The 24,102-nt window shown below is 66.1% G+C and carries 19 protein-coding genes; 12 read left to right on the top strand and 7 right to left on the bottom strand.

Annotated features, from left to right (window positions below):
- The first annotated feature begins 19 nt into the window (after positions 1–19).
- Complete coding sequence (locus tag K7W42_RS15920; protein WP_224575827.1) at positions 20–940, top strand: hypothetical protein; 921 nt, start codon at positions 20–22, stop codon at positions 938–940.
- Between the two features lie 363 nt (positions 941–1,303).
- A complete protein-coding gene (locus K7W42_RS15915; RefSeq protein WP_224575826.1) occupies positions 1,304–1,846 on the top strand; it encodes a 3'-5' exonuclease in 543 nt (180 codons plus the stop codon).
- A 122-nt stretch (positions 1,847–1,968) separates the two neighbouring features.
- Here K7W42_RS15915 and K7W42_RS15910 read toward each other — a convergent pair whose 3' ends face one another.
- The gene (locus K7W42_RS15910; RefSeq protein ID WP_224575824.1) at positions 1,969–3,987 is read right to left on the bottom strand and encodes a phosphodiester glycosidase family protein; all 2,019 of its coding nucleotides are present in this window, start codon (positions 3,985–3,987) and stop codon (positions 1,969–1,971) included.
- Positions 3,988–4,050: 63 nt separating this feature from the next.
- On the opposite strand from K7W42_RS15910, the gene mglB reads away from it, so the two are divergent.
- Together mglB and mglA are read left to right on the top strand one after the other, a co-directional pair.
- Positions 4,051–4,536 (top strand): GTPase-activating protein MglB, encoded by a 486-nt coding sequence (gene mglB / locus K7W42_RS15905; protein WP_157459493.1) that lies wholly within the window; start codon positions 4,051–4,053, stop codon positions 4,534–4,536.
- Between the two features lie 30 nt (positions 4,537–4,566).
- Entirely contained in the window at positions 4,567–5,157 is a 591-nt protein-coding gene (gene mglA / locus K7W42_RS15900) for a GTPase MglA (protein WP_157459494.1), read from the top strand.
- 228 nt (positions 5,158–5,385) lie between these two features.
- Here the strand turns inward: mglA and glgP are convergent, their stop codons facing one another.
- A complete protein-coding gene (glgP, locus tag K7W42_RS15895; protein WP_224575823.1) occupies positions 5,386–7,902 on the bottom strand; it encodes an alpha-glucan family phosphorylase in 2,517 nt (838 codons plus the stop codon).
- 92 nt (positions 7,903–7,994) lie between these two features.
- Between glgP and K7W42_RS15890 the strand changes: the two genes are divergently transcribed.
- From K7W42_RS15890 to K7W42_RS15875, 4 genes are all read left to right on the top strand, one after another.
- Complete coding sequence (locus tag K7W42_RS15890) at positions 7,995–9,173, top strand: alanyl-tRNA editing protein (RefSeq protein ID WP_224575822.1); 1,179 nt, start codon at positions 7,995–7,997, stop codon at positions 9,171–9,173.
- 40 nt (positions 9,174–9,213) lie between these two features.
- Positions 9,214–9,921 carry a purine-nucleoside phosphorylase gene (deoD, locus tag K7W42_RS15885; RefSeq protein WP_224575821.1) on the top strand — a complete coding sequence of 236 codons (708 nt, stop codon included), beginning with the start codon at positions 9,214–9,216 and terminating at the stop codon, positions 9,919–9,921.
- Positions 9,922–9,978: 57 nt separating this feature from the next.
- A complete protein-coding gene (locus K7W42_RS15880) occupies positions 9,979–10,407 on the top strand; it encodes a hypothetical protein (protein WP_224575820.1) in 429 nt (142 codons plus the stop codon).
- A 374-nt stretch (positions 10,408–10,781) separates the two neighbouring features.
- Positions 10,782–11,120, top strand: a complete 339-nt coding sequence (locus K7W42_RS15875; RefSeq protein WP_224575819.1) for a hypothetical protein — start codon at positions 10,782–10,784, stop codon at positions 11,118–11,120.
- Here the strand turns inward: K7W42_RS15875 and K7W42_RS15870 are convergent.
- Positions 11,117–12,391, bottom strand: a complete 1,275-nt coding sequence (locus K7W42_RS15870; RefSeq protein WP_224575818.1) for an RsmB/NOP family class I SAM-dependent RNA methyltransferase — start codon at positions 12,389–12,391, stop codon at positions 11,117–11,119. The genes K7W42_RS15875 and K7W42_RS15870 overlap by 4 nt on opposite strands.
- A 413-nt stretch (positions 12,392–12,804) precedes the next feature.
- On the opposite strand from K7W42_RS15870, the gene K7W42_RS15865 reads away from it, so the two are divergent.
- From K7W42_RS15865 to K7W42_RS15855, 3 genes are all read left to right on the top strand, one after another.
- Entirely contained in the window at positions 12,805–13,986 is a 1,182-nt protein-coding gene (locus K7W42_RS15865; protein WP_157459500.1) for a sugar ABC transporter substrate-binding protein, read from the top strand.
- A gap of 340 nt (positions 13,987–14,326) precedes the next feature.
- On the top strand, positions 14,327–15,736 hold the full coding sequence (locus tag K7W42_RS15860; RefSeq protein ID WP_157459502.1) for an ABC transporter permease subunit: 1,410 nt from the start codon (positions 14,327–14,329) through the stop codon (positions 15,734–15,736).
- Entirely contained in the window at positions 15,733–17,115 is a 1,383-nt protein-coding gene (locus K7W42_RS15855) for a sugar ABC transporter permease (protein WP_224575817.1), read from the top strand. Before K7W42_RS15860 ends, K7W42_RS15855 begins: the two co-directional genes overlap by 4 nt.
- Positions 17,116–17,362: 247 nt before the next feature.
- Here the strand turns inward: K7W42_RS15855 and pckA are convergent, their stop codons facing one another.
- Together pckA and K7W42_RS15845 are read right to left on the bottom strand one after the other, a co-directional pair.
- Positions 17,363–18,949: a phosphoenolpyruvate carboxykinase (ATP) gene (pckA, locus tag K7W42_RS15850; RefSeq protein ID WP_224575816.1), complete on the bottom strand. Its 1,587-nt coding sequence runs from the start codon at positions 18,947–18,949 to the stop codon at positions 17,363–17,365.
- Between the two features lie 338 nt (positions 18,950–19,287).
- Positions 19,288–20,451, bottom strand: a complete 1,164-nt coding sequence (locus K7W42_RS15845) for an alginate biosynthesis protein AlgP (RefSeq protein WP_224575815.1) — start codon at positions 20,449–20,451, stop codon at positions 19,288–19,290.
- 313 nt (positions 20,452–20,764) lie between these two features.
- Between K7W42_RS15845 and K7W42_RS15840 the strand changes: the two genes are divergently transcribed.
- On the top strand, positions 20,765–22,438 hold the full coding sequence (locus tag K7W42_RS15840; RefSeq protein WP_224575813.1) for a DNA repair protein RecN: 1,674 nt from the start codon (positions 20,765–20,767) through the stop codon (positions 22,436–22,438).
- 402 nt (positions 22,439–22,840) lie between these two features.
- On the opposite strand, the gene K7W42_RS15835 is transcribed toward K7W42_RS15840, so the two are convergent.
- Positions 22,841–23,830 carry a phosphotransferase family protein gene (locus tag K7W42_RS15835; RefSeq protein WP_224575812.1) on the bottom strand — a complete coding sequence of 330 codons (990 nt, stop codon included), beginning with the start codon at positions 23,828–23,830 and terminating at the stop codon, positions 22,841–22,843.
- 3 nt (positions 23,831–23,833) lie between these two features.
- Positions 23,834–24,049 carry a hypothetical protein gene (locus tag K7W42_RS15830; RefSeq protein ID WP_224575811.1) on the bottom strand — a complete coding sequence of 72 codons (216 nt, stop codon included), beginning with the start codon at positions 24,047–24,049 and terminating at the stop codon, positions 23,834–23,836.
- Between the last annotated feature and the right edge of the window lie 53 nt (positions 24,050–24,102).

Below are 24,102 nucleotides of genomic sequence, written 5' to 3'. Positions count from 1 at the left end.
TGACCCGTACTCTTGAATCATGAATCCTCTGCGCCACACGGCCTTGACTGCTGCCTTCCTGCTGGCCACGCCAGCCAGCGCTGCCGGTCTGCTGGGCACCAGCGGCGCCGTCTCGACCAGCGCCTTTTGCCAGCAGTATCGCTGCGAACTGGATGAGCAGTGGGGCCGCACCTGGACCTACCGCCTGCGGGTAGCCGGCTCGCAGCTGCTGGAGGTTGAGCGGGAATCCAGCGAACCCGGCAGCCGTATCACGGCCGTGAGCCTCCACAGCGCCAATGAGGACGTGAACGCCGACCTGGACCGCAGCACCTTTGCCGCCGTGCAGCAGATGGCGATGGGCTTTGTGTCCAACACGGGCCGCCTGGACCCCTGTTACGCCCTGGACGGCAGCAACTACCGCGTGCTGGCCACCAGCCCCGACGAACGTACCGCGCGCATCTACTGCGACTGGGACCCGGCCTACACGCGATTTGTTATTGAGGCCGACCGCAACTACCTGACCCGCACTGCGCCCAGCGCCGTCACCCTGACCGGCGGTCCCACCAAACTGAACGTCTGGTCCTTCCGCTCATGCAAGTCGGCGGTCGGAGTCAACACCTACCTCCAGTCAGGCCAGGCCGCCCGCTGCGATCTGGTGATTGAGACCAAGGGCGCACAGAGCGCCGTGGTGCGCGCCGAATTTCAGTACGAGATCGAGTATGTTCAAAACGGTCAATATGTGAAAAAACTGCTGCCAGAGAAGGAACTGTGGCTGCCAGGCCGCACCCCTGGCGCCCTGGACCCCCGCGTGACCCAGCAGGGCCGCACGGTGACCGCCAACATCAGCCTGGCGGTCAAGAGCGTCCCAGGGCGGCAGGTGACCAGCCTGAACACCATTGCCAAGCTGACGTTTGCCAATGGCGCAGTCAAAACCGCCTACGAGCCGCTGCTGGTGCGCTAGAGCGCGAGTGGATCACAGAACGGCGCTGGCTTAGGCGCCGTGAGAGCCAACCCCTGAGGGCATTGAAAAGTGTCCTCACTCCCTCAGGCAGCGTCAAGCCACTTTTCGCGCACTGATCGACAGCGGGCAAAATCTCTTTACATCCAGACGCCTTTCCCCTGCTGATCTCTGCAGACGTCGGCCGCAAAGGACGTGAGACCAATGCAGCTCAACAACATTCTCAAGAGATGCCGACCCGGCGTTGAGTCATGGATTCCGCCTGTCCAACCTCAAGAAGGCAGAGCCCCCTCTCACAGAGGTTCCAAACGGCCCGTTAGCCACTCGGGAGCGCCGCTGCTTCGCCCATGCGCTACCCTGCGGGGCGTGAACGTCGTCGTGTTCGACCTGGAAACCACCGGCCTGTCGCCCGAACGGGACGGCATTGTGGAAATTGGCGCCGTGCGCATTGTGGACGGCCAGGTGGACGAATCGCAAAAGTACGAGACCCTGGTGCGGCCCACAAGCGAAGGGGGCCAGGCCCTGCTGATTCCCTGGCGCGCCGAGCAGGTCCACGGCATCAGCAACGAGATGGTGCGCCGCGCCCCGGCCATTGCCGAAGTCCTGCCTGAGTTTCTGGAGTTCGTGAACGGCTGGCCGGTGGTGGCGCACAACATTGGCTTTGATGGTTCATTTATGCGGGTCAATGCCCGGCGGCAGGGGCTGACCTGGCAGCCTGCGGCTGAACACTGCACCGTGCAGCTCTCGCGCCGCGCCTTCCCGAAGGAGCGCGCCCACAACCTGAATGCAGTGGCCGACCGGCTGGGCCTGAATTTTGCCCCAGGTGGGCGCCACCGCAGTTACGGTGATGTGCAGGTGACCGCCCAGGCCTACCTGCGCTTGATGGAACGGCTAAGCACGCCTGCGTAAGACCGACTCTGCCGGAACCGCTGGTCAAAACGGTTCAGGGATACAAAGAAGGAACCGAATGCGGGTTCCGGCTGTGAAGCCCTCCAGCTAGGTGGACTTAACAGGCCGTCGCTCAACTGGGCCTACTTACGGGCATTAGGGGCGCGCGGCACAAACACGACCGCGTTGGGCACCGTGCGGCTCCAGACCGTGTTGAGGTAGCCGCCCAGGCTGGCATACCCGCCGGTCAGGTAAGCCGTGGCGCTGCTGCCGCTGTCGAGCCGCACCGCGTCGCGCACGCCCGCTGCGGCCAGCGCGGCGGCGAAGGCTTCGGGGGTGCCGTGTTCAAAGTAGGCGATGGTGGGCTGAGCCCCCAGAGTCCCCAGCGCCACCTGCCGGGTGGGGCGCCAGATGTTGGCCGCTGTGTTAAAACCCTCGCGCTGCGCATTAATGACCACGCGCCCGCCCTGCACCAGCAGTGGCCCGGCGCTCAGGGCGTCCAGGGCGGTCTCCCAGGGGGCGTCGTCGGCGCGCCAGTTCAGGCCGACCGTCAGAGGAGCCCCGGCGGTGCGCGGCAGCTGCGGAAAGCGGGCCGGGTCAAAGGTAAAGGCCAGCGTGCCTTCCGGCGGCACGACCACGCCAGTCAGGGCTCGGCCCACACTGCCGGCGCCTGGAGCGACAAACACTGTGGTCAGCAGGTCGGCCCCCACCCGCGTCGTTCCGTCGCCTACAAAGGCGGTCAGCAGCGTCCCGTCCGGCCGACTACGAATGCTGTTCACCGTCACACTGAACTCGGGGCCACTGAGGACGTAGCGGGGCTTGGGATAGCCAAAGAGCGCCTCGCCCTGCGCCGTAAACCCCAGGGTGGCGCGTTTTTCCAGGCTGCCGGCAGTCATCAGGCCGCCCACCGCCACCAGATCCACCGGCAGGTTGCTGGCCGGGTCAAAGTACCCGCCGTTCACACCCGCCACGCCGCCCACCGAACGCACCAGGTCGGCCACGCCGCTGGCCTTGCCAGCCGGGGCGCTCACCACGCGCGGCTGATAGCGCGCCGGGTCAAAACTCAGGAGGTGCAGCTTGCCCACCGCCCGGTAGGTCACGCCCTCGGGCAGCGTGTCGGGATTCACGGGGGGCGGCACGCGGCTGTCGGTGTAGGTGGTGGTGTCAATCACGACGCGGGGGGGGTTGTCCAGCGTGAAAATCTCGCTGCGGCCGCCGCCGGTGCCCAGCCGAACCGTGGTGCCCTGGGGGCTGCTCAGGACACTGAGCGTATCTCCCGATTCCAGGGTCTGGGTGCTGGGGGCGGCGGTCACACCCGGCAGACCCACCACCAGGCCGTGTGCCTCGCGGGTCACAGTGTGCGCAACCGGGCCGCTCAGTTCCACCACGACCCGCTGCACCTCCACGGTGCGGTGCAGGGTGCGGCTGACGCGCAGGGTGGTGAGGGTGGCGCTGGGCAGGGTCGGCGCCGGTGGGGTCGGCCCTGGCGTTGGCCCCGGCACAGGGGCAGGCGAAGGCGTGGGCGCCGGGGCGACAGCAACAGGCGAGGGCGGCAGGGTCTCCAGGGGCACACTGACCGGCGCGGCAAAATCCAGCAGCGAGGGCGTATCGGCCAGCACCGGCACGCCCAGCGCGGTCAGCGCCGCCAGCGGCACATACAGGCTGCCACCAGCCAATTCGGGCAAGGGCAAGCGCGTGGGCAGCGGCAGGCCAATGGCGCGCCAGCCGGCGGCCGGGCTGTAGCGCAGTTCCCGCGTGCCCAGTTGCAGGCGCACGTCCTGCGGGTCGTTGCGCACCGCCACCCCCAGGCGCGGCAGGGTCCACACGGGCAGCGCCTCGCCGCCTACAAAGACGCGGGTGTCCACGGCGCTGCTCTGCACCAGCCCACCAATCGCCACCGGGCGCGCCCCGGCCAGCCCCGTCAGCAGCGCCCCAAGCAGAGCCAGAGAAAGCCTTCTAGTCCCCACCCTGCGCCTGTGCCATGTCACGCGGGCGAGTGTAATGCGGCGCTCGGCGCGGCGGGTGAGCGCTTCGTCAGCTTCGGGCTCCTGAGCAGCAGGGCTTTTTCCCGCTTCACCACGCCCACTGGCCACCAGAGTGCGGCAGCGCTCAGCCTCATCCGCCGGGCGGCCGCGCCGCCACAACAGAGGTGACAGCCGCATTCGGTACACGCCTCACCTTCAGTCAGGCTCTTGTATGAAAAGCGCACTTACACTGGCGGGCATATGATTGAACCCTCACTGGCACTGTACGGCGACGCCTTCGAGCGTGTAGACGGGCATATTCAAGAGCTTCTGGAAACCACGGGCGTGCGCTACGGCTTGCTCGTGGACCGCAAGGGCTTCGTGCTGTCTCACAAAGAAGCGCTGTGGGCGCCCCGCCCCCCGGCGCTGGACAGCGTGGCGACCCTGGTGGCCAGCAACGCCGCCGCCACCGCCGCCCTGGCCAACATGCTGGGCGAGCGCACCTTCAGCGAGCAGATTCACCAGGGCGAGAACGGCACCCTGTACGTGGAATCGGTGGGCACCGACTCTCTGCTGACCCTGATTTTTGACGCCAGTGTGCCGCTGGGCAAGGTCAAGGTATACGCCAAGAAGACCATCACGCAGATTGCGGCCATCCTCGAAGAACTCAAGGACATTCCCCCGGTGCAACTGGGCGACGACTTCAGCCAGGGCGCGGCTTCGCTCCTTGACGACCTGCTCGGTTAACCCCTTCTTCCCCGCCCCAGGAGGACTTCCATGAGTACCATCAACTTCGCTGCGCGTGAAATCAACTGCAAGATTGTGTATTACGGCCCCGGTATGAGTGGCAAGACCACCAACCTCAAACACGTCTTTTCCAAGGTCCCCGGCCACCTGCGCGGCGAGATGGTGTCTCTGGCCACCGAGGACGAGCGCACCCTGTTCTTCGACTTTCTGCCGCTGGACCTCGGCAGCGTACAGGGCTTCAAGACCCGCTTTCACCTGTACACCGTGCCCGGCCAGGTGTTTTACAACGCCAGCCGCAAGCTGATTTTGCGCGGCGTGGACGGCATCGTGTTCGTGGCTGACAGTGCGCCCAACCGCCTGCGCGCCAACGCCGAAAGCATGCGCAACCTGCGCGAAAACCTGCAGGAACACGGCATTGACGTGCGCGACGTGCCCATCGTGCTGCAAATCAACAAGCGCGACCTGCCCGACGCCCTGCCCACCGCCATGATCCGCGCGGTCATTGACCCCAAGCAGGAACTGCAACTGTTTGAGGCCATGTCCGACAAAGGTGTGGGCGTCTTTGAAACCCTGAAGACGGTCAGCCGCCTGGTGCTGGAACGCCTGTCTCAGAACAAGTAAAGGTACAGAGAGCAGCGCCGCCCAGGGGAATCACTGGGCGGCGCTGACCTGTGTGAACTCAGCAAAGAGCCGTAGCAAGAGGCCAGGCAGAGCTGACTGACGCCGAGGGCCGCTGACAAGCCCGGCCCTGAGGCCTCACCTGATGACCCTCCTCTGTCTTCCTTTCGTCATAGCCCCATGACGAGGGCCGCCCAGCACAGTGCCGGGCGGCCCTCAAGCGGCTTTAGCTCAGGCCCACTTCATCAGGCCCGCTTCGAGGTCGTTGCTCAGGCCCTCGATAACCGGCAGCATCCGCACGCCCACGGAATACAGGCCACTTTCATTCAGCGGCACATCGGCGCTGAAGCGGCCGTCGCCCTGGCTCTTCAGGGGAAAGCGGGTCAGGTGGCCGCCCCGGTTCAGCACTGCCTCTACGCGCAGCTCGTTGAGGTTGATGCCGGCCGGATTGACCTGCGCGCTGACAGGCACCGTCTGCCCCGGCTGGGTGGTGGCGGGCAGCTGGGCCTGGGCCGTCAGGGTCGTGTAGTTCCACTGCTGGCGCACCCAGCCTTTCCAGCCCGCAATCTCGCGGGCGCGGGCGCTGCTGTTCTCGGCCAGTTCGGCGCCGCGTTCGCCAATCGGCAGGTAGTAGCCCTGCACGTAGTCAATGACCTGACGCTGCATGGAAAAGCGCGGGCTGACCGTCTGAATGGCGCGGCGCACCGTATCGGCCCAGGAATTCTCACCGGTCGGGGTGCCGTAATAGCGCGGCGCGATTTCGGTTTCCAGCGTCTGGTAGAGGCTGTAGGCGTCGGCGTCGTCCTGCACGTTCAGGTCGGCGTATTCGCGCTCCTCGCCAATCGGCCAGCCGTTGGTGCCGTCGTAGCCTTCGCGCCACCAGCCGTCCAGCACGCTGAAGTTGGGGCTGCCGTTAAAACTGGCCTTCATGCCGCTGGTGCCCGAAGCTTCCAGTGGACGCCGGGGGTTGTTCAGCCAGATATCCACGCCCTGCACGAGGTGACGGGCCACGTTCATGTCGTAATTTTCCAGAATGACAATCTTGCCCCGGAATTCGGGCTCCTGGCTCATGCGGTAAATTTCCTGAATGAACGCCTTGCCGGGGTTGTCGGCGGGGTGGGCCTTGCCCGCAAACACAAACTGCACCGGGCGCTCGGGGTGGTTGACGATGCGGCTCAGGCGCTCGCGGTCGCGGAACAGCAGCGTGGCGCGCTTGTAGGTGGCAAAGCGGCGCGCAAACCCGATGGTGACGGTGTTCTCATCCAGCAGGGTGCCGGTGGCGGCCACATCGGCGGCCGAGGCCCCGTTGCGCAGTTTCTGCTCACGCACGCGGGCGCGCACGAAGGCAATCATCTCGCGCTTCATGTCGCGCTGCACGTCGCGCAGCTGCTCGTCACTCAGGCCTTCCACGGCGGCCCACATCGCCTCGTCTTCCAGGCGCTCGGTCCAGTCGGCAGGCAACACCGTGGACAGCAGGTCGCGCATGGCCTGACTGGTGAAGGTGAGATTGTGCGCCCCGTTGGTGACGTGGCCGATGGGCACTTCCTCGGGTTCGGCGCCCTCGTACAGGAACTTCCACATGTCGCGGCTGACTTCCCCGTGCAGTTCGGAGACGCCGTTGGCCGCGCGGCTCATGTTGAGGGCGAACACGGTCATGGAAAAGGTGGGGACGAGGTGGCCGTCCCACAGCTGCTCGTGCCTGGCGAGCGCGTACAGTTCGTCGCGGGTGGTGTTCAAGAGGCCCGGCCACTTGCCCAGGTAACGGTCCATCAGGTCGTAGCCAAAGGCGTCGTTGCCGGCCGGAACGGGCGTATGGGTGGTAAACAGCGTGCTGGCCGCCACGGTCTCCACCGCCGTGCGGAACTCAAGGCCCTGCGCCACGTATTCGCGCATCCGCTCCAGACCCAGCAGCGCGGCGTGGCCCTCGTTCATGTGGTAGACCTCGCCGGGGATATTCAGCGCCCGCAGCGCGCGAATGCCGGCCACGCCCAGCAGCACGTACTGCTGCACGCGCAACTCCTGGTTGCCGCCGTACAGGCGGGCCGTGAGCTTGCGGTCGTCCTCGCTGTTTTCAGGGACATTGGTGTCCAGCAGCAGCACCCGAATGCGGCCCACGTTCAAGTTCCACACCCGCACCTGCACCTCGCGGTCGCCAATGCGGACCTGCACGCGCGCTTCCTCGCCGCCGGCGGTGCGGGCGGGCGTGATGGGCAGGGTGGTCAGGTCCAGTTCGTCGTAGGCCTCGTTCTGCCAGCCGTCCTTGTCAAACAGTTGCCGGAAATAGCCCTGGTGAAACAGCATGCCCACCGCCGTAAACGGCAGCCCCAGGTCCGAGGCACTCTTGCAGTGGTCGCCGGCCAGCACCCCCAGGCCGCCCGAATAGATGGGCAGCGACTCATGGAAGCCGTATTCCATACTGAAATACGCCACCGGCTTCAGGTCCGGCGCCTTCCGGCTGGCCCAGGTGTCCGCCTTGCCCATGTAGGCGTCAAAGTCTTTCATGACCTGCGCGTAGCGGGCCAGATAAGCTGGGTCGGCGGCCACTGCCTGAAGGCGGGCCTGCGGCACCTCAAGCAGCGTCCGCACCGGATTACGCTGGAAGCGCTCCCAAAGAGAGGGGTCCAGGGTCTCGTACAGTGCCTGGACGTGTGGGGTCCACGACCAGTAGAGGTTATATGCCAGCTCCGAGAGCCGGGCGATGCTGCCGGGCAGCTGAGGCAGCACCGTGACCTTCCCAATAACGTTCATACAGAGCTGAGCTTACACGAAGGCTTCCTCTCTCTTTGGGAGCTGGGCTGAAGACGGCGCGCCGGAAGCGGGTGGGCGCTACCCTAGCCCGCATGACCCATCCCCTGTACCACCACAGCACCCAGCTGACGTTTGCCGCGCAGGTTCAGGCCGTGCAGGGCCAGGAAGTCACCCTGGACGCCACCGCCCTGTACCCGGAAGCTGGTGGCCAGGCCGCCGACACCGGCACGCTGCGCTGGGCGGGCGCAGAGGCGGCGGTGACAGGCAGCCGCAAGGACAAGGCCACGGGGCAGGTGTGGCACCGCCTGACAGGCGACCTGCCCCCGGTGGGCGCCGACATAACAGGCGAGGTGGACGCCGCGCGCCGCTGGCGCCACATGCAGCGCCACAGCGGCGAGCATCTGCTGGCGCAGGCGTTCTTTCGGGTCAACCCCGCCTTTACGGTGGCCGCCGTGAACATGGCTAGCCCCGAATGCACCCTGGACCTGCTGGGCGACCCGGCGGAGCTGCACGTGCGCGCCGCAGAAACGCTGCTGCGCGAGACCCTCGGCCGCACCGACCTGACCCTGGAGACGCCCGTGGTCCCCGAGGCCGACCTGGGCCGCTATCCGCTGCGCCGGGAGACACAGGTGCGCGGCGAGGTGCGGCTGGTGATTTTCCGGGACGAGGCTGGGCACCCCTTTGATGTCAGCGCCTGCGGAGGCACCCATGTGCCGCGCGCGAGCCTGGCCGCGCCGGTGGTGGTGCTGCGCACCGAGCGGATTAAAGGCGGCGTGACCCGCGTCACTTTTATGGCGGGCGAAGAGGCGAGCGCGTACCTGAGCGGGGTCTACACCAGCACACGGGCGCTGGCCCAGGGATTTAGCGTGCCAGTCGAGCGCCTGCCGGAACGGGTCGAGGCCCTGAGCGCCAGCCACGTGGCCCTTCAGGCACAACTGGATGCCCTGCACGCCACCCACGCCCGGACCCTGCGCGACGCGGCGCCCGTCCAGGTGCGTGGTGACCTGACTGTAAAAACGGTGCACCTCCCAGACACCGCCGGCCTGCAAGCCGCCCTGAGCGACCTGCCCCCGGCCACCGTGGTACTGGCCGTGACCGCTGTGGGCCGCTGCGGGGTGGGCAGCAGCGCGCCTGACGTGAACGCCGCCGCAGTCCTGAAAGCCGCGCTGGCCCAGACCGGCGGCAAGGGTGGGGGCCGCCCTGACCTGGCCCAGGGGGGCACGCTGGACCCAGAGGCCTTCTTCACGGCGGCACTGGCCCACCTTTCCTGACCGGGACGCCCGTCCCCGGCCCCCTGCTAGCCTGTAGCGCATGAGTATTCACCTGAACGCTGAACCCGGCCAGATCGCCGAAACCGTGCTGCTGCCGGGCGACCCCCTGCGCGCCAAGCACATTGCCGAAACCTTTTTCACAGACCCCATGCTGCACAACACCGTGCGCGGCATGCACGGCTACACCGGCACCTACAAGGGCAAGCGCGTCAGCGTGCAGGGCACCGGCATGGGCATCGCGTCCAGCATGATCTATGTCCACGAACTGATTGCCAGCTACGGCTGCAAGAACCTGGTCCGGGTCGGCACAGCCGGCAGTTATCAGGCGGACGTGCATGTGCGCGACATCGTCCTGGCACAGGCCGCCTGCACCGACAGCAACATCAACAACATCCGGTTTGGGCAGAAGAACTTTGCGCCCATCGCCGACTTTGAACTGCTGATGCGCGCTTACCAGATTGCCAAAGAGCGCGGCCACGCCACGCACGTGGGCAACATCATGAGCAGCGACACCTTCTACCACGACGATTTTGACCAGTACAAACTCTGGGCGCAGTACGGCGTGCTGGCCGTGGAGATGGAAGCGGCGGGCCTGTATACCCTGGCCGCCAAGCACGGCGTCAGGGCGCTGACGGTCCTGACCATCAGTGACCACCTCGTCACCCACGAGGAAACCACCGCCGAGGAGCGCCAGCTGACCTTTAACGCCATGATTGAAATCGCCCTGGACGCGGCGCTGGGCGAATAAACCAGATTCTGCTGAGGTACCGGGTCGCTGCGCGCGGCCCGATTTTATTGTGGACATATGAAAAGAGGAGAGCGGCGGTGGTTCTGGCCGGTGCAGGGTGAGCTGGCGCTCGGTGTGCCGGAACGCTGGCGCTGGCTGGCGCGGCTGAGGTTCGCGCTGGCGGTCTTTCGGCACCCCCAGCCGCAACCTCCTGACCCACGCCGGATGCGGCAGCTGGGAAGCCTCCCGCCCGAACTGCGCGGGGTTGTGTGGCCGCCCGGCGTCACCCCGCTGGGCCTCTTCCATTCACGGCGCGGGGAAACCCAGGTGCGGCTGACCCTGCCCGTGGCCGATGTCCAGGCACGCGCCCAGGTGTTCAGGGAGGTCGAGGCGGCCCTGAGCAAGTCATACGGATTCCGTCTGTTCCGCCGACACATCGGGAAAGAGCCGATGTGCCGGCTCCACGCCCGGAACCCGTTTTGCTCCTCCTCGCTTCGCTCGGATTGAACCGCTTTTGCAAGCGATTCAATCCGAGCTCGTATCAGGCCTTGACCCTGCCCACCTCTCTTTCACTGGTTTTGCTCAGTTTCCCCAGCTGTACTGGCTGAATTCAGGGGAGCTGCTGGGCGTCACGCCGCCCTGGCCCAGCGGTCCTCTGGCGCTGCCGGGAATGGAGGCGGCCACCTATGGCCCAGACGCCGGACCAGGACTGCGGCTCACGTGTCCGCTGGGCCTGCACTGGTCCGGGAAGGGTGGGGGCCTGTCGTACGAATTCCGTCTGTTTCATTTACAAACCAGAACAGAACTGGTTTGTAAACTCCACGCCCGGAACCCGTTTCTCTCCTTCTCGCTCTGCTCGGATTGCATCGTTTTTGCAAACGATGCAATCCGAGTCCGTATCAGTGCTGCTGGCGCCTGGCAGCGATATTGGGGCGGCCTTTGCCCACTGGCTGCCCGAGGCGGCGGCGCAGGCCTGGGCGGCGGGCATCCTGCTCAGAGGTGAGCGATTGGCGGCCGCGCGGCTGGACTTCCCCGGACGCACCGTCCTCTTGCAAGCGGCGCTGATGGCCTGGCCGTGGGGGACAGGTGGGCGGTCACGCTGGAACGCGGCGCTCTGGACCATCTGGCGTGGCAAACCCTGGGCCCAGTGGCCTCCCAGCCCGAACGGACCGGCGCCGAAACTCCCGCTGACGTGTCAGGGCCAGAGGCATGATGTTTAGTCGCCGCCCTTTCGCCGCAGCCGCGCGATAAAAAAGCCGTCTATCCCGCCTTCGGGCACCGTCAGCACGCCGGGGCCGGCCGGCACACTGGGGACTTCCAGGTTCGGCACGGCCTGCGCCTCAAAGTCGGGGTGGGTGTTCAGGAACGCCGCCACCACCTCTGGCCCCTCCTGGGGCGTCACGCTGCACACTGAATACACCAGTGTGCCCCCTGGCTGCACCAGAGCGGCGGCGCTGGGCAGCATCTGGGCCTGCAAATGCGCCATCTCCTTCACGGCTTCCGGGGTCAGGCGCAGCTTGATTTCCGGATGACTGCGCAGAGTGCCGCTGCCCGTGCAGGGGGCGTCCAGCAGCACGAACGGCGCCGGGGCCAGAGGCAGAGGCTGCGTCAGGTCGTGCGAGATGAAATCGGCCTTCAGGCCCAGGCGGCGCAGGTTCTTGCGCGCCGCCTCGTGCTTACGCGGCTCGATGTCCACACTGGTCACCTGCGCACCCTCGGTGGCCAGCATGGCGGCTTTCACGCCCGCGCCGCCCGCCAGGTCCAGCACCCGCGCGCCCCGCACGTCGCCCAGGGCGTCCACGCAGGCGCGGCTGGCCGGGTTAATCGGCTGGGCCTGCCCCTGGGCAAAGGCAGCGGTCTGGCGCAAGGGCCGGTCCAGGTTCACGCGGTCAACCCCCTGCGGGCCGCTTTCCACCACGCTGCCTTCCTCTTCCAGCGTCCTGACCCCGGCGTCCGACAGGCTCAGCCACAGGGGCTGAGGCTGAAGCAGGTCGGCCATCACGCGCCCGGCCGCCTCGCCGTAAGCGTCCCGGTACACCGCCGCCAGCCAGGCCGGTAACTCCTGATTTTCAGCGTCGGCCGCGCGTTCCACGCGGCGCAGCACCGCATTGACCAGACCCGGCGGCGCCAAGCGCGCGGTGCGGGCCAGATTCACATATTCGCTGACTACCGCGTGCGGCGGCGTCTCCAGATACAGTTTCTCGAAGGCACCGGCCAGCAACAGGGCGCGCGCCTTTGGGTGGGTCTCGCCGCGCAGCAGCGGCAAGAGAGCATTGCTCAGGCTGGGCAGGTGCCGCAGCGTGCCGTACACGATATGGGTGGCCAGGCCAGCGTCCCGGCCGGGCAGCCGGGCCTGAGACAGCGCCGCGTCCAGTGCAGGCGCGGCAAAGGTGTCGCCGGCCAGCACCCGCAGCAGCACACGCACCGACAGTTCACGCGCAGGATTGAAAGGTCCCGGTCGGTCACGGGACAGGCGAGAGGCGTCAGTCATCCGGGCAGTGTACGCGCCCCCGCATGGGCCAGACGCCCCCTGGCCTGGCTGGCCACACCCCTTGAAAGAAGGCTTGCAAAACAGTTTCAAGCCAGAGCAACTGCATCTCAAACTGTTTTCTCCCGTCGGGTTCGGCCATCAGTGGACCTGTGGGTTTTGCAGGAAGAGGCCACGCCACTTCTCTGTCCCCGTCAAAGGTGACTCAGGACTGACTGGGACGTGAAAAAGCTGTGGTCTCAGCACATTGTCAAGCGGGAATCAGAGGTCTATACTATTTTCTGAGCAACCGGAATACACTTCTCCGCCGAGGCGCTCACCTCGGCACGCCAGGCGGCCCCCAACAGTGGAAGGCCCCTGGGAATTGCAATGTCCAATTGGAAGCGATTCACAATCGCTGCCCACAAAGGAGCCCTATGAAAAAAGCACTGACGGTTCTGTCTCTTGCTCTGCTGGGTCAAGCCAGCGCCGCGACCATCACGGTCTGGTCGCACTTCGGGGACGCCGAGCTGGGCTGGCTGCGCACACAGGCCGCGCAGTTCAAGGCCAAGACCGGCCACACGGTCAATCTGGTGACGGTGCCGTTTGATCAAATTCCTGACAAGCTCATTCAGAGCGCCCCCAAGGGCCAGGGCCCTGACCTCGTGACCACCCTGCCCCAGGACCGCCTGGGCCAGCTGGCCGCCGCCGGCGTCATCGAGCCGATGGACAAGTACGTGACCTCGCGCACCGACTACGACAAGACCGGTCTGAACGCCATGACTTACCAGGGCAAACTGTTCGGTATCCCCATGTTCGCCGAAGCCGTGGCCGTGGTGTACAACAAGAAACTGGTGGCCACGGCGCCGACCAACTGGACGCAGTTTCTGGCTGCCGCCCAGAAGAACACGGGCAGCGGCAAGTTCGGTTACCTGGCCGACCTGAGCAACGCCTACATGCAGTACGGCATCATCAGCGCGTACGGCGGCTATGTGTTCAAGAACAACAGCGGCACCCTGAACGTCAAGGACGTGGGCCTGGCCAACACGGGCGCCGACAAGGCCAGCGCGTTCCTGAACGACCTGCGCTACAAGTACAACCTCGTTCCTGAAGGTGTGGACGGCGGCGCCGCCAAGAGCGCCTTCGTGGACGGCCGCCTGGCGATGTTCCTGACCGGCCCCTGGGACATGGGAGACATCAAGAAGGCGGGCATTGACTACGGCATCGCCACCTTCCCCACCCCTCCCGGCGCCAGCGGCAAGTGGAGCCCCTTCGTGGGCGTGCAGGGCACCATGATGAACGCCTACAGCAAGCAGAAGGCCGTGGCGGCTCAATTTGCCAAGCAGATCTCTGCCAGCGACGCGCAGGTGGCCTTTAACAAGGCGGGCGGCCGCATCCCGGTCAGCCTCTCGGCCCGCACCAAGCTGAAGACCGACCCCGTGGTCGTGGGCTTCGGCAAGAGCATCAGCGCCGGCACCCCCATGCCCAACGTGCCCCAGATGGGCGCCGTCTGGAGCCCCTGGAGCAGCGCCATTGCCCAGAGCGTGCAAAAGGCCAACCAGAACTACTCGCAGATTCTGGACAAGGCCGTGCAGGAAATTAACAGCAACATCAAGTAATGCCTCTCTGGGGGAACATGCCCGGCGTGTTCCCCCGGTTGTCCGGCCCGGCGGTCCCTGCCGCCGCCGGACATTTTTGTGCGGCCCAGGCCCAGGGCCTTGTGCTGGCCATTCAGAACGTGACGGCACACATTCCGCGTTTCCAGGAAAGTGCCGGAACCGCTCCAGTGCTGCCGCCACGTCTTTTTCCCTCTGTTCACCGGAAGATGAACGGTGACTTCCTTAACCTGACGTGTCTGGGCATCCTGTGGAGTACCGTACAGACACCCATTCTTGACACGGCGGTTCACTTCCTTTTCGTTCCACGCCGGCACTTACGCCAGGGAGGTCTCGACGCCACATGACCAACACATTGCCTGCTCCTACCCTCAAGCGCCCCGCCGTGCCTCCCCAGGGCACGCGGGGCTTTTTGCTGGCCCTGCTGATTCTGGGGGCCCTGCTGGGGCTCAGCGCCCTGATTGGTTGGGGCTTATCGCTGCTGACTGCTCAGGTGGTGCCCGGAGCGCCGGCGTATCTGATCCTGGTGTGGGCGGGGCTGGCGCTGCTGGTCCTGGCGCCGCTGACCTACCGCGCCTTTCCCTGGATCACCGACTGGTTTTATCTGCTGCCCGCGCTGGTGTTTGTCCTGGCGTTTACCGTGCTGCCGGTGATTCTAACGGTTAATTACGCCTTCACCAATTACAGTGGCCAGAACAGCGGCAGCCCCGACAGCGCCAGCCGCACAGCCGCCACCCTCAGCGCAGACCGCCGGGTGGTGACCCTCTCTGAACTGGGCGAGCAGACAGTGGCCGAGTACCTAGGCTGTGCCCAGCCCAGCTGCCAGGGCGCTTCCCTCGTGCTGTACGACGAAGAGGCCTCCAGCCCTCTGCGGCAAAAGGTCGAATCGGTGTCAGGCCCCCAGGTCACCCTGAGCGCGCCTGTTCCGGCCACGCTGGAGACGGTCGCGGCGGCCACGCGCATCAATACGTTCGGCTACGTGGGGCTGGCCAACTTTCAGGAGATTTTCAGTAAGGCCAGCCGCGCCCTGTGGCCGGTGTTTTTGTGGACAGTGGTGTTTGCCTTCAGCACCGTCATCATTAACGCGCTGGCCGGCCTGATTCTGGGCATCCTGCTGTACAACAAGAACCTCAAGGGCCGCAACATCTACCGCACCCTGCTGTTTCTGCCATGGGCCATTCCGGCCGTCATCAGCGTGCAGATGTGGGTGGCGCTGCTGAACCAGCCCTACGGCGTGGTGAACAAGGCGCTGGGTCTGCTGGGGATCGTGGCGATTCCGTGGCTGAACGACCCCCTGTGGGCCAAAATCAGCATTCTGCTGGTCAACCTGTGGCTGGGCTTTCCCTACATGATGACCGCCACCATCAGCGCCCTGAGCACCATCAGTGACGACCTGTACGAGGCCGCCAGCATTGACGGCGCCAGCCGCTGGCAGCAGATTACGGGCATTACCCTGCCGCTGCTGCGCACCTCGTTTACGCCCATTTTGCTGTCGGGCTTTGCGTTCAACTTCAACAACTTCGGGATCATCTACCTGCTCACGGCTGGCGGGCCAGATCAGGCGGGTCGCGAAAGTACGGCGCGCAGCACGGACATCCTGCTGTCGTGGGGCTACAACACGGCGTTTGTCTCCAGCGGCGGCCAGAATTTCGCGCTGGCCAGTGCCATTGCCCTAATCATCTTTTTCCTGACCCTGGCCATTAGCCTGGTGAATTTCAGGGCCGCTGGGGTGTTCAAGGAGGCCCGCAAGTGACCGCCACCAAATCTGCCCCCAGCACCTCTCTGCCCCCCGGGGGCTACGTTCACCGCGAACCGTCTCTGCTACGCCGCCTGCTGCCCTGGCTGGTGCTGGCGGTGGTGCTCGCCGGTCTGGGCTACCTGGGCTTCCGCCTGGCGCAAACGCTGGAGGGCAAGGCGCCCGCCTTCACCATCTACTTTGTCAAGAATGGCTGGGTCAGTTTCCTGCTGTTTCTGCTGGCCGCCACCGGCGTGCTGGCCCTGACCAGCTTGCTGGGCCAGCGCCTCGGTATGGCCCGGACCGGGCAGCGCGTTGACTACTGGGCCGTGTTTGGCACGCAGCTGACCCACCTGTTTCTGATTCTGGTAGTGCTCGTCGCCATCTACCCCTTGCTGTACGTTCTGATTGCCGCCTTTGACCCGCGCAACAGCCTCTTTGCCTTTCCAGACACTGGTAACCCCAACGTCCTGTACCGCTCGGGCCTGCTGCCCAACTTGCAGGTGCTGAGTTACGAGAACTTTGCCAAGCTGTTTGAGGGCTTCACGGTGCCTGGCTGGCAGCTGGTGCTGGCCGTCGCGGGTGGGGCCGCCGCCGCCGCCCTGCTCATCCTGAAGCTCGTCGGTCGCCTCAGCGCCAACCCCGAAGGCCCAGCACGTCTGGCCCGCTGGGCTGGCTGGGTGCTGGTCGGCGCCCTGCTGCTGATCGTGGTGTTCATGACCCCGGCGCAGTTCACGGGCCAGACCAACGAGAGCAAATTTGTCCTGTCGGTGCGCAACACGCTGCTGGTCTCGGGGATCACGGGCATTCTGGCCATCTTGCTGTCCACCACGGCGGGCTACGCGATGGCGCGGCTGCGCTTTCCTGGCCGCTTCCAGACCCTGCTGTTTTTCATCTTTATTCAGATGTTCCCGGTTTTTCTGGCGCTTGTGGCGGTCTACAAACTGCTGACCGACCTGGGGCTGGCCAACACCTTCACTGGCCTGATTCTGGCCTATTCGGGCGGCGCCATCGCCTTTAACACCTGGATTTTCAAGGGCTATGTGGAAAGCCTGCCCGAGTCGCTGGAGGAAGCGGCCATGGTGGACGGCGCCACCCGCTGGCAAACGTTCCTGCGCGTGGTGCTCCCCCTGTCCGGCGGCATCATGGTCTTTATCTTCCTGAACCAGTTCATCGGCACCTACGCCGAATTCATTCTGGCCAACGTCCTGCTGACCGGCGTGGAGCAGTGGACGGTCGGCGTGATGCTGCGCTCGTTCTCGACCGGGCAATTCAGCACCAAATGGGGCGTGTTCGCCGCCGCCGCCACGCTGGGCGCCCTGCCGATTATTGCGCTGTTCTACGCCTTCCAGAACTTCTTCGTGGGCGGCGCCGTGGCCGGAGGCGTGAAAGAGTAAGCCTCAGCCGACGGATCGTTCTCCTTCAAGACAGACCTCAGGATGATGCCCTGAGGTCTGTTTTTTGTTTTGAAAGGACACGGCAGGAAGGGAAGCGCGCCTGACGACCAGAGGGGTCAACCAGCACGGCGCCCTGCTCGCGGCTCGGCATCAGCTCCTCTTCACAGGGGCACCGTTCTCTTAGCGGCCCCTGTATACGAAAGGCGCCAGGGGAGCAATCCCCTGACGCCTCCCTCCGCCTTTTTGCTCAGTTCTGGTCGTGATTGGGCATGCTGGCAGTCACGGCCGGGGCCACGCCCTCTTCAAAGCGCTTGAAGTTCTCGCGGAACATGCGGGCCAGTTTGCGGGCGGCCTCGTCGTAGGCGGCGGGGTCGGCCCAGGCGTCGCGGGGGTTGAGGACCTGGGCCGGGACACCCGGCACCTCGGTCGGAATCTCCAGGTTGAAAAACGGCTCTTGCTCAAAGCTCACGTCGTCCAGCTCCCCGGACAGCGCCGCGTTAATCATGGCGCGGGTGTGGGCGATGCTCATGCGCTTGCCGGTGCCGTACTGACCGCCGCTCCAGCCGGTGTTGACCAGCCACACGCGGGCGCCGCTCTCCTGCACCTTCTGGGCCAGCAGGCGCGCGTATTCGCCGGGGTGCCGGGGCATGAATGGCGCGCCAAAGCAGGTGCTGAAGGTTGGACTGGGCTCGGTCACGCCGTCTTCGGTGCCCGGAATCTTGGCAGTAAAGCCGCTGATGAACTGGTACATGGTCTGCTCGCGGCTCAGGCGGCTGATGGGCGGCAGCACCCCGTAGGCGTCGGCAGTCAGGAAGACGATGTTGCGCGGATGCCCGGCCAGGCTCCCAGGTTGAATGTTGGCAATCTGATCAATGGGGTAGGCGCTGCGGGTGTTTTCGGTCAGGCTGCCGTCGTCCAGGTCAGGGACACCCTGGCTGTCCAGCACTACATTTTCCAGCACGGTCCCGTAAGTGCGGGTGGTCTGGTAGATGGCCGGCTCAGCCTCAGGATTCAGGTTGATGACCTTGGCATAGCAGCCGCCTTCAAAGTTGAAGACGCCCGTGTCGGTCCAGCCGTGCTCGTCGTCGCCGATCAGCTTGCGGCTGGGGTCAGCGCTCAGGGTGGTCTTGCCGGTACCGCTCAGACCGAAAAACAGCGCCACGTCGCCGTCCTCGCCCACGTTGGCCGAGCAGTGCATGGGCATGACGCCCTGGGCCGGCAGCAGGAAGTTCAGGACGCCAAAGATGCCCTTCTTGTTCTCGCCGGCGTACTGGGTGCCGCCCACCAGAATCATCTTCTTGGTGAAGTTGACCAGGATAAAGGTGTCGCTGCGTACGCCGTCCGTTTCGGGGTCTGCCTTGAAGGACGGGATGTTCAGGACGGTCCAGTCTTCCTGAAAGGTGGCCAGTTCGTCGGCCGTGGGGCGCACGAACATGTTGCGAATAAACAGCGAGTGATAGGCCATTTCCGTGACCATCCGCGCCCCAATGCGGTAACGGGGATCGGTGCCGGCGTACACCTGCTGCACAAACAGCTCGCGGCCCTGGGCATAGCGGGTCATCTTGTCCAGCAGGTGGTCAAAGACCTCTGGAGAGACGGGCGTGTTAAAACCGCCCCACCACACGCTGTTCTTCGTCTGGTCGTCTTCAACGATAAAGCGGTCTTTGGGGCTGCGGCCCGTCTTGTTGGTGCGGACTGTCAGGGGGCCTGTGGCGGCCTGCACCCCTTCATTCAGGCGGGTCGCGTGGGCATACAGCTCGTCCACGCCAGGGTTGAGGTGAACGGTGGCCTTGATACCGAGGTCAGCGAGGGGATTCGGGGCAGTCAGGCTCATGGAAACCTCCGGGGCGCGGCCTCTGTGGACCGGGAAAGACAGGAGTTCGTGTGCGAAGCGTTCCCGGAATTGTCGCTCAGGAAACGGTTCCACACCAACTTTAGTGGTGTCACATCTCAGGGAACAAAGGCAGTGGACTGACCCAGAATGGCCGAAACCTGACAAGAGCCAGCTAGACAACGTTCTGGCCTCTCCTCTGCCAACCTGAGGCCACACAGAAGACACATCTGCTAAACAGTCTGTCCATTCAAGATGGACACCAGAGCCACATCCTTTGCGACTGAAAACGCAAAAGCGCCGCCGCCCAGACTGGGCAGACGGCGCGTGAGAACGCTCGCTTAGTTGGTGGGGTTGGCGGGCTTGGTGCCTTTGGCCTCGGCTTTGGGCGCGTCGTCCTTCTTAACTTGAGTCGCCTCTGAACTGGCTTTCTCAGTTTCCGCCGCTGTCCTGGCGGCTGCCGGGGCGTCAGGCGCCACGGCCCCGCCCCAGGTGGCGCCGGTCGTGGCGGCCTGGGTGCTGCGCGCCGCGCCGGGGGCTGGGGTCACCTTCTCTTCCTCAATCCGCTCCAGCCAGGCGGTGCCAATGAGGTTCCGGGCGTCACGGCCGGCCTTGCGCAGGGCTTCGGCGGCGTCGGGATTGACACCCTCGACGGCGTTCAAGATGCCCTGCCGGGCAGCAGGCACCCGTGCTAGCACCACGATGCCGGTCCCCAGCAGGGCCAGGGCCACCAGGCCGCCGCCCACACCCGAGCCGTGCCGGTCATCGCGGCGGGCATGCCTGGCCTGTTTGTCCAGCAGCTTGAGCTCCTGGGTCAGTTTCTTTTCCAGTGGCGCGACGCGCTTGGCCACGGCCTTTTCCAGCTGGTGACTCTTCAGCACTTTGCGGCCACTTTGTAACTCGCGCAGCGCGTCGCGGCGGGCCTGGCGCAGGGTGCGCTCGGCGCGGCGTTTGCGGGCCTCGGCGCCGTCGGCGGCTTCGTGCAAGGCGTGCCCCACACGGTCCTGGACGGTCGCCAGCAGCTCGCGCCCGGCGCTCTGGGCGTCCTGAATGGTGTGTCCGGCGCCGGCCTGCGCCGCCTGCCACACCTGCTGCGCCCGGTGACCGCTAAGCGTGGCGGCCTGGCGCGTGACCTCTCCTGCCTCGCCGGCCAGGTGCAGGGCGCGTTCCTGGGCACTGCCTGCCAGCACACCAGCACCTTCAACTGCGCTGCCCAGCAGGGCGCTGGCGCGGGGCAGGCCTTCCTCCCGCAGGGTCTGGGCCGTGTGACTGACCACGTCCGAGACCTGATGCGCGCCTTGCAGAGCGGCGTCGCGGGCGTGGGCGGCGGCTGTCAGCAGGGCCGGGGCCACGGTCCCGCTCAGGGTGTCCTGAGTCCCGGTCCAGGCATTGCGGCTGCCGTCCACCAGGGCGCGGCGCGTGTCTTTGTTCAGGGCCAGGGCCGCTAGGCCCCCCAGCAGCAGCAGGCTGCGCTTGCTCACGCCGCCAGTCGATTCATGGGTCATAGGGTCACTCCTTTTTCACCTCGTCCTCCCAGCCACTCCGGGGATGGACAGGTGAACAGTGCCGCCATTGTCTGCCGCACGCGGCAGCGAAATATGGGGGGACTGTAACGGCGGTTTCATGTTCGGAGTGCGTGCCGTGGGGCGTCGCCTGGGCCTTATGGCTCAGGTCGGGCGTAGCCGAATAAGGCGCACTCAGGCCGCCTCTTCTATCACTTCCTCCATAGAGGGGCTGCTCAGGTGGCTGCACCCCCTCTCCTGTTTTTCCCCACTCCATTCCAATCGGGGTCCAGGCGCGCGGGGTAGACTCGGGGGCGTGACCCGTAAGGCCCGCGCGCGCGCCACCGCCCCTGCCGAGGCTCCGCCGTCCCCAGCGGCCGCCCTCATTCCGCCTGCCTCCCTTCCGCTGTCGCGGTTGGAGGTGCGGCATCTGGCCACCATTGAGGCGCTGGAACTGGACTTCGGCGCTGGCCTGAGCGTCTTTACTGGTGAAACCGGCGCCGGCAAGAGCATCATCGTGGACGCCCTGGGGCTGCTGCTGGGCGCGCGCACCAACACCGACCTGATTCGCAGCGGGGAAAGCGACCTGCTGGTGACCGGCTTCTGGGCCGACGACGTGGCCAGCCGCCGCGTGACCACCCAGGGCCGCAGCACGGCCCGGCTGGACGGCGAGGTCGTCAGCCTGCGCGAACTGCAGGACTGGGCGCAGCGCCGCCTGACCATCCACTGGCAGCACAGCGCGGTCAGCCTCTTGACCCCAGCCAATCAGCGGGCGCTGCTGGACCGGCAGCTCCCGGCCCAGGCCGCTGCTTATGCCAGCGCCTACCGCGCCTGGACCGACGCCCGCGCCCGCCTGGAGGCCCTGCGCGCCAGCGAGCGCGACCGCGCCCGGCAGCTGGACCTCCTGCAGTTTCAGACACGCGAGATCGCCGAGGTGGCCCCGCAGCCCGGCGAGGAAGACCCCCTCCAGGCTGACCTGACACGGCTGTCCAACCTCGACACTATTGCCCAGAGCGCCGCCGCCGCCCTGAACTTGCTGAGCGACGGCGACGAGAACGCCCTCGGCTTTCTCAACGAGGCCGCCCGCGCCCTGAACACCAGCGCCCGCTACGACGAGACCAGTGCCCAGCTCCAGCGCGAACTCAAAGACGCCCTGAGCAGTATTCAGGCTGTGGTCGGCGAGTTGCGCGGCGTGGCCGAGGATCAGGCCCCTGACCCCGAGGAACTGGCGCGCGTGGAAGGCCGCCTGGGCGCCCTGAGCAAGCTGCGCGCCAAGTACGGCCCGACCCTGGACGACGTGCTCACCTTTCATGCCCAGGTCGAGACCGAGCTGGCCACTCTGACCAAGGACGAGCAGGACGCCGGCACCCTGGACGCCGATGTGGAGCGCCTGCATGCCGACCTGCTGGCGGCGGGCCACACCCTGGATGAGGCCCGCGCCGAACAGGGGCCGCCGCTGGCCGAGGCGCTGCTGGCCGTCATTCGGCAGCTGGGCATGCCGCACGCGCGCTTGACCTTTCACCTGACGCCCCACACCGAGCCGGCGTCTTCGGGCCTGAGCGACGTGACGCTGCATTTCACCGCTAACCCTGGCGAGGAGTTGGCTCCCCTGGCCGACGTGGCCTCGGGCGGCGAACTCTCGCGCGTGATGCTGGCCATCAGCACCGTACTGGGAGCCGACACACCCGCCGTGGTCTTTGACGAGGTGGACGCCGGGATTGGTGGCAGCGCCGCACACGCGGTGGCCGCCCAGCTGCGGCAGCTGGCGCGCACCCGGCAGGTGCTGGTGGTCACCCACCTGGCCCAGATTGCCGCCCAGGCCGATCACCATTACAAGGTCGAAAAATATGTTGAGGGAGGCCGCACCGTCAGCCGCGTGCGCCTTCTCGACGCCTCCGAACGCCTGGAAGAGATCGCCCGGATGCTCAGCGGTAACACCAGCGAGGCCGCGCTGCACCATGCGCGTGAACTGCTGGGTGAGCTGGCCTAAGCCGTCTCTGATGGGTCCCCTGAGAGCGGCGAAGCGCCTGTCACTGGCTTCAGAATCGGTGCATCACTCCCACCACTCAGTCGCCCTCGCGCGGGCCAACGATTGATACAACTGTCATCTGGGCTGTGAACTGCATGTTCAGGACCTGTATCCTCTGTTCTCTTCTACCGATAAACCCGCTCGCTCGACTTGAGTGGTTTCTCCTGAAGATTCCACCGAAGGCTGTCGTAAGTGGCGTTCATTCGCTCAGTCGCACAGCTTTCCTATGATCACCCACTCGACCAGCAATTTCTCACTGCCTTTGTGTCGTGGCGAGCTGAGATGCTGCTCTGAAATCGCCCGACCTGAACCGGGTCACGATAAGCGCTTAGCAGAGTCTGCCCCCACAGCTCTGCTCGCTCCTTACGCCTCCCCTTCCCACCACGCCTGAGCGGCAGCTTCAAGCGCCTGCTGCACACCTCTGCTCTGGCGGCGCCGTGCCTGCCGCGCCGTAGACAGCACGTTGATGGCCAGGCCCGCCCGTTCCTGCGCGGCCAGTTCGGTGCGGCTCAGCGGCAGCCCGGCTTCAGCCAGCGCCGCTTGGTAAGCGTCCCGCAGTTCCGGCCCCAGGCGGGCGCGTTCGGCCGGGTCCAGCCGCAGAGCCAGCAGATGCGCGAGGTCCTCGCCGGGCAGGCTGGGATGTACCTGGCCGTAGTCAATCAGGATAGCGGGGGCGCCACCACGCGGCCACAGCACCTGCCCGGCGTGAATGTCCCCGTGAACCAGCGTCCAGACGGGGGCGCGCTCCAGCAGCGCAGGCAGGTCACGTGCGGCCGCCAGCACAGCGCCCCGCACCGCTTCAGGCAGGCCGTCTGTCTGAGGCTGCCTCCGGACCACGGACGCGGGCTGCCAGACCCAGGGGCCACGCAGATGAGCCTGCCCCGGCCCCGCCCAGAACGCATGCAGCTGCGCCAGCAGGCGAACCACATCATGCAGGCCCTGTTCCCGCTGGGCATCGGTCTGAAACCAGCCCCAGCCGGTGGTCTCGTCGGTCAGGTCGCGGGTCAGGAGGTGGGCCAGAGGCTGCGCCTGGCTGGCCGCGTCGTGCAGGTGCGGCGCGTGGGCCACCGGCGCCAGAGGGGCCAGATCCCGCAGGTAAGCAGCCTCGCGGCGCAAACGCTCGGCCGCGCGGGCATCGCGCCAGCCCGCCGGAATGTATTTCAGAAACAGGGGGCCGCGCCCGCTGCGGTACCGGGCAAAGGCGGCCCCCTCCCCCGTCCAGCTTTCGACGGGCCGCGCCCCAGGAAAGGCAGCGCGCAGCTCTGGCGGCCACGCCCGCACACCGCACGCTGGGGCCTGACTGCGCCGGGTGGCCGCCTGGTCAGCGACAAAGGCGAAGGCGCGCCGCAGCAAGCTTTAGGCCAGCAGCGAGACGAGCCCCGTCAGCGACCCACCAGCCGCCAGGGCCGCCACCACGAAGATCCCCAGGCAGCCCGAACGGCGCACCTGACGGTGGTGCCCGCCGGCACCGTAGTGATGCCGCTTATGACTGCTGTGGCTGCTGTGGCGCATAAAGCCGCCCCTGTGACCGCTGCGGCTGAACGAGAACGATCCGACTGAGAATCCGCTCATGCCCCACGGTACGCGGTGGGGAGCGCCGGGGTTGCCATGTTTTGACCGGGTTC

The sequence above is a fragment of the Deinococcus betulae genome (assembly GCF_020166395.1).
GTDB lineage: Bacteria > Deinococcota > Deinococci > Deinococcales > Deinococcaceae > Deinococcus > Deinococcus betulae.
Note: the sequence above shows the minus strand (reverse complement) of the source record. Positions and strands in the feature narration are given on the sequence as shown.